Origin of the sequence: Streptomyces sp. NPDC057438, from assembly GCF_042802995.1 — a bacterium.
Lineage (GTDB): Bacteria > Actinomycetota > Actinomycetes > Streptomycetales > Streptomycetaceae > Streptomyces.
The window spans coordinates 1-10,982 of sequence record NZ_JBHVDD010000080.1 but is presented as its reverse complement, the minus strand read 5'-3'; the positions used below and the strand labels follow the sequence as shown (position 1 = coordinate 10,982).

Here is a 10,982-nt window from a genome sequence, read left to right as displayed (position 1 = left end):
CCCCCGCGCCGGTCCCGCTCGGCGGCCTTCATTCGTCGGCTTTCATGCGTCGGCCTTCATTCATCTTTCATGCGTCGGCCTTCATTCATCGGCCCTCATTCGTCCGCCGTCGCCCTGCCCATCAGCGCGCCGTACGCCAGTTGCAGGGCGTCCGCGCCCGCCAGGGACGTGAGGGCGCCCATCGCGGTACGGGTCGCGCGCGGCCAGAGCAGCCGGCCCGCGGTCAGGGTCGAGGCCACCCAGACGCTCACGCAGAAGGGGCAGGTCACCAGCTCGCCGACGGTGTCCTTGCCACCCTCGGGCCGCGCCTCCTCGTGCAGTTCGGCCGCGCCCTGCGGGCCGACGTACCGCGTGAAGGGGGCCCGCAGGGGGCTCGTCACCGCGGCCTTGCTCAGGAGCCGGCTGAGCCGACGGCCGCCGGGGCGGCCGCGGCCAGACCGACTCCGACCAGCAGCCCCGCCTCGCGCGAGCGGCCGGGGCGCGCATCGAGCACGGCCGCGGACAGCCAGGTGCCGATCGGCACCTGGCCCAGCAGCGGATGCACCGGATGCCCCAGCCATCCGCCGTGCAGCAGGTCCCGGCCGCGCCCCAGCGGCAGGGACCTCACCCCGAGGCGGGAGCGCGTCGATGACGGTGTCCGCCCGGTCAGGCGACGTGATCGCGTACTCATGGCGGGCGGGTCCCCGCCCGCGAAGAGGGCAAACGGGGCGAGTGGCGGCGCTTCGGACCCCCTCCGTACGTCGCTTGCGGCGGCCCCTCGGTGGCCGGTCCGGGTGAACGGGGGGCGGTCGGCACCGCTCGGTCGCGGGGATGAGCAGGTCGTGTGCGGTCTCCGCGCCCCTGGGTACCCGGCCGGTCGAGAGCCGGTACGCACCCTGCACTCCACGGAAGAAGCGTGTGCCATGACCACTCCAGATTCCAACCCGCGACGCGTCCCGGGGGGCCGGCCGGGCGGCGGTGTGTCACCCGGTGAGACCCCTCCCGGCGAGGGGGGCACCTACGGCATCTCCCATCCGGAGCCGCCCGAGCTGCGCAGCAAGGGGTGGGGGCCCATGCCCATCGTCGTGATCATGGTCGTGACGGCTCTGGTGGCGATCGGGCTCATCGGTATGGCGGTTTCCCTGATGGTCTGACACCTCTGGGTACGGGGCGTGCGCGGGGGCTCACGCTCACGAGGCGCCCTCCCCCGCGAGGAAGAATCACGGCCGCACGCTCGCCGTCCGGCCCCGGGTACGGTGCGGCGCGTCCGGCCCCCCCGGGGAGGAGGTCACGCGTCCGCTGTCGGCCGCCGGTAGGGCCGTACGGCGCGGCGTGCGATGGCGAAGCGGTGGGTCTCCGACGGGCCGTCGTAGATCCGGAACGGCCGCACCTCCCTGAGCAGGCGGGCCAGCGGGGCGTCGGCGGCCGAGATGCCGAGGGCTCCGCAGATCTGCACCGCCCGGTCGACCACCCGGTTCACGGCCTCCGCCACGAAGGTCTTGGAGATCGAGGTGAGTTGGGCGGCGGCGGCCGAGCCGGTGTCCAGCTCCCAGGCGGTGCGCAGGATCAGGGCGCGGCTCGCCTCGATGTCGATCTCGGAGTCGGCCAGCATCTGCTGCACCATGCCGAGGTCGCCGAGGACGGAGCCGAACGCCGTGCGGCTGCCGGCCCGTTCCAGTGCGACGTCCTGGGCGCGCCGTGCGGCTCCCAGCCAGCGCATGCAGTGCGTCATCCGGGCGGGGCCGAGCCGGACCTGGGCTCCCGCGAAGCCCTCGCCGACCGCGCCGAGCACTTGGTCCTCCCCGACCACGCAGCCGTCGAAGACGATCTCGCTGTGCCCGGCGAAGAGTCCTTCGTCCAGGGTCTCGATGTCCCGGACGATGGTCATGCCGTCGGTGCCCGCGTCGACCAGGAACATGGTGGCGCCGCCCGGGTCGCCGGGGCTCCCGGAGGTGCGGGCCATGACGATGCTGAAGGCGGCGCCGTGCGCCCCGCTGATGAACCACTTGCGCCCGTCGATGCGCCATCCGCCGGGAACGCGGGTCGCGGTGGTCCGCAGGGAGCGGGGGTCGGCCCCGGCTCCGGGGGCCGGTTCGGTCATGGCGAAGCAGGAGCGGACCTCGCCGGCGGCGAGCGGGCGCAGATAGCGCTCCTGCTGCTCCTCGGTGGCCACCTTCTCCAGCAGATGCGTGTTGCCCTCGTCGGGCGCCGCGCAGTTCAGCGCCAGGGGCCCGAGGAGCGAGTAGCCCGCGGCTTCGAACACCGCCGCCTGTCCGCGCAGGTCGAGTCCGTGTCCGCCCCACCGCACCGGCACGTGCGGAGCGAACACGCCCGCTTCACGGGCGCCCTTCTGGAGGGTTTGCCGCAGGTCCTCGGGGGCGTCGTGGACGGACCCGCCGCACGCGCGCTCGGCCGGGATCACCACGTCGCGGACGAACGCGGACGTGGACGCGGCAAGTTGGGCGACCGTCGGATCGATGTCGAACTGGATGGGCACGGGGCCTCCCGCCGAAGGGCGTACGGGCACCGGGTCCCGTCGCGTCTAGAAACTGTATAGCGTCTTCAGTATCTTGCCGAGAGAACCCGGCGACGGGAAGACGACAGGAGACACGTCCCATGAGCAACTCCACGAGTCCCGAGCCGGTCCGCGTCGTCCGCCACCCCGACGGGGTGGTCGAGGTGCGGCTGGACGATCCCGGCCGGGGCAACGCCCTGGACCTGGCGACGGCCGAGGCGCTGCGGGACACCACGGCCCGGGTGGCGTCGGACCCGGGCGGCGCGGTCCTGCTGCGGGCGACCGGCGGCACCTTCTGCGTCGGCGGTGACCTGCGCGCCTTCGCCGGTCTCGGCGAAGGGACGAGCGCCTATGTGCACGCCGTGGCGACGGCCGCCCACGCCGCGATACAGGCCCTGCACGCACTGCCGGTACCGGTGGTGACCGCCGTGCGCGGTGCCGCCGCCGGCGGCGGCGTCGGGCTCGCCCTGGTGGGGGACATCGTCCTGGCGGCACGGTCGGCGCGGTTCCGGCTGGCGTACACGGACGTCGGGCTCACGCCGGACTGCGGGGCCTCCTGGTTCCTGCCACGGCTGGTCGGCCCCCGGCCGGCGGCCGACCTGGTCCTCACCAACCGGGTCCTGACCGGGGAAGATGCCGAACGGTGGGGCATGGTCTCCCGCTGCGTCGAGGACGGGGAGCTGGACGGCGCCGCCCACCGCACCGCCGCCGGTCTGGCCGCCGGCGCCGGTGACGCGCTGCGCGCCGCGAAGGCCCTGCTGCGCGGCCGGGACGAGGACTCCCTGGCCACGCATCTCGCCGAGGAGGCGCGGCAGATCGCGGCCCTGGCGGGCCGGCCGGAGGCACAGGAGCGCATGGCCTCGTTCCTCGCCGCGCGGGACCGCTCCCGGGACCGCGCGCGAGACCGTGCACGGCCGGGCGACGGCGGGGCCCGCCCCCGGGACGCGGAAAGTGTTTCTTGAATCCCTCTTCACTAACAGGCCCGCCGGAGCGTAACCTCCGGGCAACACAGAACCGAGGAACCGGTCACCACAGAACCGGGGAAATGGTGTGGCGATGCAATCTGCTGCCGTGGACCTTCCGGACGCTTCCGACGAGACGCTCACCGAAGCCGTCGTGGACCTCGTTCTGCGGGGCATGTGGCGCGGCAGGCCCGAGTCGGAGCACCGCCCCCTGGTCGACGCCGGGCTGGCGATGGTCAAGGGCCCGCTCGTGCTGCCGACGGAGCGTGCCAAGGCCACCGCCGCACAGGTCCTGCGCGTCCCGCCGGGATCGGCCGAGGAGCAGCAGATCATCACGGCGTACGAGGCGTTCCTGCCGGTCAACCGGAAGATCCGCGAGGTGTGCACGGCATGGCAGTGCCGCCCGGACGGCACCGTCAACGACCACTCCGACAGCGTCTACGACGCCGGGGTGCGCGAGTCGCTGGAGGATGTGCACGAGGCCATCCAGCCCGTGCTGCGCAGGCTGGAGCGGGTCCTCGCAGGCAGCGGACGGTATCTGACCGACCTGGAGGAGGCCCTGGACCACTTCGACGACGGCGCGGTGAAGTGGCTGGCCTCGCCGCTGTGCGACTCGTACCACACCGTGTGGATGCGGCTGCACCAGGAGCTGTTGCTCGTGCTGGGCATCAGCCGGGCCGAGGACGAGGCCCGGGAAGAGGAACTGGTCACGAGGAGCCGGGGTTGAGCGTCACCGACCGCGGGGCGGGACCGTTCGCGCGGCCCGGGGCCCCACTCGTCCCGGTCGGCACCGAGACACCGCCCACCCCGTCTCCCGAGACCCCCGGCCGGGTCCTGGTGCCGTACGGACAGGGCCGTGGCCGGGGGCTCGACGCCGCGGAGCTGGGCGCCCACGGCGCGGCGATGGACGGGCTGGTGGCCCTCGGGCTGCCGGTCGTCCCGGGACTCACCGTGCCGGCCGGGGCCGCCGCCTCCCTGTGCGAAGCCGGCACCGCCGAAGCCGCCGTCGGCCTGGTCGAACAGCTCGCGGGACGACGGATCGGCGACACCGCCCGTCCCTTGCTGCTGCGTCTGTCGGCGAGCGCACCGACCGAGATCGCCGGACTGCCGCCCGACCTCGCCTGTCTCGGTGTCACGGCCACGAACGCCGACGCCCTGGGCAGCGTCATCGGGCGGGGGGACGCCCTGTTCGAGGTGTGGACGGCGACCGTGCGGCTGATCGCCGAGCACGCCCTCGACGTACCCGGCGCGGTGCTCGACGACGCCCTCCTCGACACCCCCGAGCCGCGGGCGCGCATCGACGCGCTGCTGGGCCTGGCCGCACGGCACGGAACCCAGCCCTTTCCCGACGACCCGGCCCGGCAGCTCGCCCTGGCCGCCCGTGCCCTCCTCGCCCGGTGGGACTCGCCCCGGGCCAGGAGGTCCCGCAAGGCCCAGCGGCTGCCCGCGGACCTGGGGATCGCCCTGCACGTCCAGGCGCTGCGCATCGGCCCGGCCGACCGCTCGGGCCACGGCACGGCGGTCAGCCGTCATCCCGAGACCGGCCGTCTCTCCCCGCACGGCTCGTTCTTCCGTGGGGTGCGGCGTAGTGCCCCGCCCCCGCACACCGGTGAACCGCTGGACCGTCTCGTGGGCGGCAGGGCCCTGCTGGAGCACTCGCTGCTCACCCTCGAACGTCATCTGCACGCGCCCGTCTGCGTCGACTTCGAGGTGCGTGACGACGAGATCTCCCTGCTCGCCGCCTCCGCCCAGCAGCGGCCGCCGCTGCGGGCCTCGGTGTGCCTGGCGGCCGATCTGGCCCGCGACGGCGCGCTCGGCCCCGAGGAGGCCGTCCTGCGGATCGGCCCCGCGCAGGTGCAGGAGCTGCTGCACCCCCGGTTCCGGCTGACCGGCGACGAGGACCTGCTGGTGAAGGGGCTGCCCGCCTCGCCCGGCGCGGCGACCGGCGTGGTCGTGCTGTCCAGTGAGCGGGCCCTCGAACGGGGCGCGGACGGCACCCCGGTCGTGCTCGTGGCCCATGAGACGACCCCGGCGGACGTCCCCGGCATGCTGGCCTCCGCCGCCGTACTCACCGGCACCGGCGGCATCGCCTCGCACGCCGCCGTGGTGGCACGGGGTGCCGGCACACCCGCGGTGTGCGGCGCCGAGGGGCTGCACGTGGACCGGGCCGCCGGGACGGTACGCATCGGCGACCGGGTGCTCCGCGAGGGCGACCCCGTGTCGCTGGACGGCCGTACCGGCGCCGTCTACGCGGGGACGCTGAGCGTCGGCGTCGCCGGGCCCCCGCCCGAACTGTCCACCCTGCTCTCCTGGGCGGACGGCATGCGCCGACTGGGCGTACGGGCCAACGCCGACACCGCCGCCGAGGTCGGCACCGCCGTCGCCCTGGGCGCGGAAGGTGTCGGACTGTGCCGGACGGAGCACCAGTTCCTCGGGGACCGGCTGCCGCTGATCCGCCGGGTGATCCTGGCCGCCGATCCGGCCGCCCGCGACGAAGCGCTGGTGGCGCTGGAACAGGCACAGCACGACGACTTCCGGGCGCTGCTGGCCGCCGTCGGCGACCGCCCGGTGACCGTGCGGCTGCTGGACGCCCCGCTGCACGAGTTCCTGCCCGCCCCCGGACACGCCTCGGACGCGGCCGAGGAGCAGCGGGCCGCCGCGCTGCGCGAGGCGAATCCGATGCTCGGGCTGCGCGGGGTACGGCTGGCGCTGCTGCACGAGCGGCTCTACCCCGCGCAGGCCGAGGCGCTCTTCGCCGCCTGGGCGGACGTCGCCGCCGGCGGGGTCCGGCCCGAGCTGGAGGTGATGATCCCGCTCGTCAGCCTGCCGGAGGAGCTGGCCGCCGCGGCCGCGTACGTCCGCGAGGCCGCCGGGGCGGTCGCCGCGCGCACCGGAGTGCGGGTTCCGTACCGGCTCGGCACGATGATCGAGACACCGCGCGCCGCGCTGCTGGCCGGCGAACTCGCCGAACACGCCGAGTTCTTCTCCTTCGGCACCAACGACCTCACCCAGCTGACCTACGGTTTCTCGCGCGACGACGTCGAGCGCCAGGTGCTCGCCACCTATGAGGAGCGGGGCCTTCTGACGGCCAGCCCGTTCGCACGGCTCGACCCGCACGGGGTGGGCGCCCTGATCGCCCTGGCCGTCGAACGGGCCCGGAGCGTGCGGCCCGACATCAAGCTGGGCGTGTGCGGGGAGCACGGCGGGGATCCGGAGTCGATCGCGTTCTGCGACGGCCTCGGCCTCGACTACGTCTCCTGCTCCGCGCACCGCGTGCCGGTGGCCCGGATGGCGGCCGCGCACAGTGCCCGGCGCGAACGGCACGACGAGAGCGACAGCGGGATCGGGAGCGCACGATGACGAGCACCGTGACGGGCGGCCCGGCCCTGTCCGACGCCGAGCTGGACGACCTGCGCGAGACCGTACGGTCGGTGTGCGCGGACGCCGGAGGCACCGCGGCGGTGCGGCGACTGCCGGAGCACTCCCCGGGCATCGACGCCGCGCTGTGGGACACCCTCGGCCGGCAGGTCGGCCTCGCCGCCCTCGGACTGCCCGAGCCGGCCGGCGGCATCGGCGGACTCGCCGAGATCGCCGTGGTCTGCGAGGAACTGGGCCGGACGCTGGCACCGGTCCCCCTGCTGTCCTCCACCGTGCTGGCCGGGCAGGTGCTCGCCGGCTGCGGTACGGCCGAGAAGGCGCTCGCCGAGCTGGCCGAGGGCACGGTGCACGCCCTGGCGGTGGCGTCGCCCGACGGGACGTGGCGGCCCGGGGCCGTGCCGGTCGCCGTCTCCTGGCAGGGCGGGGCCCCGGTCCTCGACGGCACCGCGCCGTTCGTCCTCGACGGCGCCGACGCCCGGGCGCTGGTGGTGGCCGCCGCCGGGGCCGACGGCGTGGACCTCTTCCTCGTCGACCCGGGCGTGCCGGGGGTGACGGTCCGCCGGGTGTCCACCCTGGACCTCAGCCGGGGCCAGGCGGTGGTCACCCTCTCCGGCGCCCGGGTCCGGGCCCTGACCACCGGCGGCGAGGGGGCGCAGGTCGTCTCCCGGGCCCTGGACGTGGCCCTGGTCGCCCTGGCGGCCGAGCAACTCGGCGGTGCGCAGGCGGCGTTGGACATGACGGTCGCCCATGTGCGGGACCGTACCCAGTTCGGCAGGGCGATCGGCGGGTTCCAGGCGGTCAAGCACACCTGCGCCGACATGCTGCTCCAGGTCGAGGGCGCCCGCTCGGCGGTGACGCGTGCCGTCCGGGTGGCCCACTCGCCCGAGGCGCTGGCCGAGGCGGCGGCGGTGGCCCAGGCGTGGGCGTGCGAGGCATTCGTGTCCGTCGCCGCCGAGTGCGTGCACCTGCACGGCGGGATGGGCTTCACCTGGGAGCACGACGCCCATCTGTACTTCCGGCGGGCCCAGTCCGACGCCGTCCTGCTGGGCGGCGCCACGCACCACCGGGAACGGCTGGCCGGGCTGCTGGGCTGGTGACGTGAAAGGCGGAACCGGTATGACCACCCGACTCATCGACGACTCGCTGTTCGACGACGGGCCCGACGGGGCACCGTCGCGCCTCGTGGGCGCCCGCTGCCCGGGGTGCCACACAGTCGTCTTCCCCCGGCAGGACTCGTGCCCCAGGTGTTCGGACGGGCCCATGGCCGATCATGTGCTGCCGGTGCACGGGCGGGTGTGGTCCTGGACGCTCCAGGCGTTCCCGCCCAAGCCGCCCTACCGGCCGCCGGCCGGCGCCCACCGGCCGTACCACGTCGGCTATGTCGACCTCGGTGAGGTGCTGGTCGAGGCGCGGCTCGCGGTTCCCCGCGCGGAGATCCGGATCGGGCTGCCGGTGCGGCTCACCACGGTGCCCGCCTACCGCGACGACGACGGAACCGAGGTCCTGACCTTCGCGTTCCGGCCGGACGGGGAAGGGGAGCGATGAGCCGGACCGACGACGTCTACGTGGTCGGATGCGGGATGCATCCCTTCGGCCGCGACGAGAGCGTCACCGGCATGGACATGGCCGAGCGGGCGGTCCGCGAGGCGCTGGCCGACGCCGGGGTCGCCTGGGAGGACATCGGTCACGCGGCCGGCGGCTCCGACGTCTCCGGCAAGCCCGACACCCTGGTGAGCCGCCTCGGCCTGACCGGAGTACCGTTCGTCAACGTCCAGAACGGCTGCGCCACCGGCGCCTCCACCGTGCTCGCGGTGGCCAACGCGCTGCGCGCGGGCGAGGCCGCCCTCGGCCTCGCGGTGGGGTTCGACAAGCACGAACGGGGCGCCTTCCACGTCTCCGCGGCCCGCTACGGCCTGGGCGACTGGTACGCCGAGACCGGCATGATGCTGACCACCCAGTTCTTCGCCCTGAAGACCCAGCGGTACCTGTACGAGCACGGCATCCCGGAGCGGGCGCTCGCGACGATCGCCGCGCGGGCCTTCCGCAACGGCGCGCACCACCCCCTGGCCTGGCGGCGCAAGCCGCTCACGGAGCGGGAGATCCTGGACTCCGCCGAGGTCAGCCCTCCACTCACCCAGTACATGTTCTGCTCGCCGGGCCAGGGCGCGGCGGCGCTCGTGCTGGCGCTCGGCGACCGCGCCTTCGACCTGTGCGAACGCCCCGTCAAGCTAGCGGCGCTGGCGTTGCGCACCCGGCGGTTCGGCTCCTTCGAGGTGTTCTCCCCCTGGCTGCCGCCGGGACCGCACCGCAGCCCCAGCGTCGATGCCGCCGAGGCCGCCTTCCGCGCGGCCGGTGTGCGGCCCGCGGACGTACGGGTCGCCCAGCTGCAGGACACCGACAGCGGCTCGGAACTGATCCACCTGGCGGAGACCGGACTCTGCGGGCACGGCGAACAGGAGGAGTTGCTGGCCCGCGGGGACACCGACCCCACCGGCCGGATACCGGTGAACACCGACGGCGGCTGTCTGGCCGGCGGAGAGCCGGTCGGCGCCTCCGGGCTGCGGCAGTTCCACGAGGTCGTACGGCAGTTGCAGGGGCGGGCACCGGGCATACAGGTACCGGGCGCTCCCCGGGTGGGTTTCACGCACGTGTACGGGGCGCCCGGCATCAGCGCCTGCTCGGTCCTCACGGTGTGAGGACGGGCGGGCGGCCGGGCGTTGGGGGCGCCGCCCCGGTGAGACGCCTCAGGGGCGTGCCGGGGCCGGCTTCTCCTCGGCGACGATCCGCAGCGCCAGCGCCCTGACGGCTTCCAGCACGGCCCGGGAGGGCATCTGCGACAACGGGCCCCCCTCCGCCCGCAGCGCCGTGACGAGCATGGTCGTGCTGATCAGCGTGCGGACCGCGAGCGCCTGCGCGGCGTGCCGGGCCTTGGCGGCCCGGGGGCTGCGGGTGGTGCCCTCGGGCAGGTAGTCGTAGCCCCGCTGGATGTGACGCTGCTCGAACTCGTCGCGCAGGGCCTTGACGCTGCCGCTCGCGGAGGCGAACTGCACCTGATAGAGGCGGGCCTCGTCGGGGTTCCGCTCCACCCACTCCCATACGGCGTCGATGACGCGCAGCAGACCCTCCGCATCGCCCGGCTCGGACTCCGGCCGGGCGGCCTCCACGACCGCGTTCAGCTGGTCGAAGACGCGGCGCATGGCGAGTTCGAGCAGCTCCTCCTTGCCGTCGAAGTGGTAGTAGACGGCCGTGGGCACCACCTGGGCCTCGGCCGCGATGTCCTGGATGCTGGTCTCCGCGAAACCGTTGCGGCCGAACACCCGCACGGCGGCGGTGATGATGTGCTGCCGTCGCGAGGGGCGGTGGGCGGGCTGCTTGCCGTTCTTCGTGGTGGCCATCGTGCTCCCCTGGCGACTGCCGTGGACCGCTTCCGCCGATCCTCTGTACTGACCATGTTATCCAGTAACTCCGACCGGCGGGCGGCGGAATTGTTGCTGAACATGGGCCTCCGGAGCATCCAGGTCCCGGCATACTTGACATCATGACGACATCCGGGACCCGCGCCGCCCACCGTCCCTCGCGCAAGCAGTGGGTGATCGAGGCAGCCACGGAGCTGTTCGCGACCCAGTCGCCGGACGAGGTGACGGTGGCCGACATCGCCGCCCGTGCGGAGATGACCTCGGCCGCGGTGTACTACCACTTCTCCTCCAAGGACCAGGTCCTGGCGGAGGGGATGCGGGTGTTCGCCGCCGCCCTGCGCGAGGAGCTGCGGGCACTCACCGAGGCCCACGAGCCCGGCACGGACATCGGGCCGACCGTCACCACGCTGCTGGCGTGGCTGGGCGAGCAGCGGTCCGCCGCCACCGTGTTCTTCGTGTCGTCGGCCGGTATGAGCCAGGAGGCGGAGGCGCTGCGCCAGCAGAGCCGCGCGGACCTGCTGGCCGAACTGGTACGGCTGATCCACAAGGCCCGTACGTCGGCCTCCGAGCCGGAGGCGGCGGTGATCGGCCTGGGCCTGCTGGCGCTGCTGGAGACCGCGGCGATCTCGCAGGTCCGGGGCGACGACGTGTACCGGTCGCTCGGGCACCGCTCGTTCGTCCGCGAGGTCGGCGACCTCGCGGAGCGGATCGCGGACCCGGCGGCGGCCGAAC

General features: G+C 74.3%; 11 protein-coding genes and 1 pseudogene. 8 read left to right on the top strand and 4 right to left on the bottom strand.

Translation table 11 applies throughout. From position 1 onward, the window contains the following. Positions 1–95: 95 nt before the first annotated feature. A complete protein-coding gene (locus ACFU5F_RS32570) occupies positions 96–380 on the bottom strand; it encodes a DUF1360 domain-containing protein (RefSeq protein WP_383895097.1) in 285 nt (94 codons plus the stop codon). A 28-nt stretch (positions 381–408) separates the two neighbouring features. Beyond that, a pseudogene (locus ACFU5F_RS32565) lies at positions 409–659 on the bottom strand ((2Fe-2S)-binding protein); the annotation flags it as partial. Positions 660–902: 243 nt separating this feature from the next. Here ACFU5F_RS32565 and ACFU5F_RS32560 point away from each other — a divergent pair. Then, a complete protein-coding gene (locus ACFU5F_RS32560; protein WP_383895094.1) occupies positions 903–1,133 on the top strand; it encodes a DUF6480 family protein in 231 nt (76 codons plus the stop codon). Between the two features lie 134 nt (positions 1,134–1,267). Here the strand turns inward: ACFU5F_RS32560 and ACFU5F_RS32555 are convergent, their stop codons facing one another. Then, positions 1,268–2,476: an acyl-CoA dehydrogenase family protein gene (locus ACFU5F_RS32555; protein ID WP_383895091.1), complete on the bottom strand. Its 1,209-nt coding sequence runs from the start codon at positions 2,474–2,476 to the stop codon at positions 1,268–1,270. Positions 2,477–2,595: 119 nt separating this feature from the next. On the opposite strand from ACFU5F_RS32555, the gene ACFU5F_RS32550 reads away from it, so the two are divergent. The 6 genes from ACFU5F_RS32550 to ACFU5F_RS32525 all read left to right on the top strand — a co-directional run bounded on the left by ACFU5F_RS32550 (position 2,596) and on the right by ACFU5F_RS32525 (position 9,530). Then, positions 2,596–3,456, top strand: coding sequence for an enoyl-CoA hydratase/isomerase family protein (locus ACFU5F_RS32550; RefSeq protein WP_383895088.1), 861 nt, complete (start codon positions 2,596–2,598; stop codon positions 3,454–3,456). Between the two features lie 94 nt (positions 3,457–3,550). Next, on the top strand, positions 3,551–4,183 hold the full coding sequence (locus tag ACFU5F_RS32545; RefSeq protein WP_383895086.1) for a hypothetical protein: 633 nt from the start codon (positions 3,551–3,553) through the stop codon (positions 4,181–4,183). Next, positions 4,180–6,816: a putative PEP-binding protein gene (locus ACFU5F_RS32540; protein ID WP_383895084.1), complete on the top strand. Its 2,637-nt coding sequence runs from the start codon at positions 4,180–4,182 to the stop codon at positions 6,814–6,816. The genes ACFU5F_RS32545 and ACFU5F_RS32540 overlap by 4 nt, the downstream gene beginning before the upstream one ends. Continuing rightward, on the top strand, positions 6,813–7,931 hold the full coding sequence (locus ACFU5F_RS32535) for an acyl-CoA dehydrogenase family protein (protein ID WP_383895081.1): 1,119 nt from the start codon (positions 6,813–6,815) through the stop codon (positions 7,929–7,931). The genes ACFU5F_RS32540 and ACFU5F_RS32535 overlap by 4 nt, the downstream gene beginning before the upstream one ends. Positions 7,932–7,950: 19 nt before the next feature. After that, on the top strand, positions 7,951–8,379 hold the full coding sequence (locus ACFU5F_RS32530) for a Zn-ribbon domain-containing OB-fold protein (RefSeq protein ID WP_383895079.1): 429 nt from the start codon (positions 7,951–7,953) through the stop codon (positions 8,377–8,379). Continuing rightward, positions 8,376–9,530, top strand: coding sequence for a thiolase family protein (locus ACFU5F_RS32525; RefSeq protein ID WP_383895077.1), 1,155 nt, complete (start codon positions 8,376–8,378; stop codon positions 9,528–9,530). The genes ACFU5F_RS32530 and ACFU5F_RS32525 overlap by 4 nt, the downstream gene beginning before the upstream one ends. 48 nt (positions 9,531–9,578) lie before the next feature. On the opposite strand, the gene ACFU5F_RS32520 is transcribed toward ACFU5F_RS32525, so the two are convergent. Further along, entirely contained in the window at positions 9,579–10,229 is a 651-nt protein-coding gene (locus ACFU5F_RS32520; RefSeq protein WP_383895074.1) for a TetR/AcrR family transcriptional regulator, read from the bottom strand. A 143-nt stretch (positions 10,230–10,372) separates the two neighbouring features. Here ACFU5F_RS32520 and ACFU5F_RS32515 point away from each other — a divergent pair. Next, positions 10,373–10,982, top strand: a 610-nt coding sequence (locus ACFU5F_RS32515; protein ID WP_383895071.1) for a TetR/AcrR family transcriptional regulator, incomplete at its 3' end; no start/stop codon positions are given.

Excerpts from the sequence above, each read along its gene's own strand:
- ACFU5F_RS32560 (WP_383895094.1), top strand. The coding sequence starts at position 903 with ATGACCACTCCAGATTCCAACCCGCGACGCGTCCCGGGGGGCCGGCCG.
- ACFU5F_RS32550 (WP_383895088.1), top strand. The coding sequence starts at position 2,596 with ATGAGCAACTCCACGAGTCCCGAGCCGGTCCGCGTCGTCCGCCACCCC.
- ACFU5F_RS32545 (WP_383895086.1), top strand. The coding sequence starts at position 3,551 with ATGCAATCTGCTGCCGTGGACCTTCCGGACGCTTCCGACGAGACGCTC.
- ACFU5F_RS32535 (WP_383895081.1), top strand. The coding sequence starts at position 6,813 with ATGACGAGCACCGTGACGGGCGGCCCGGCCCTGTCCGACGCCGAGCTG.
- ACFU5F_RS32530 (WP_383895079.1), top strand. The coding sequence starts at position 7,951 with ATGACCACCCGACTCATCGACGACTCGCTGTTCGACGACGGGCCCGAC.
- ACFU5F_RS32525 (WP_383895077.1), top strand. The coding sequence starts at position 8,376 with ATGAGCCGGACCGACGACGTCTACGTGGTCGGATGCGGGATGCATCCC.
- ACFU5F_RS32520 (WP_383895074.1), bottom strand. The coding sequence starts at position 10,229 with ATGGCCACCACGAAGAACGGCAAGCAGCCCGCCCACCGCCCCTCGCGA.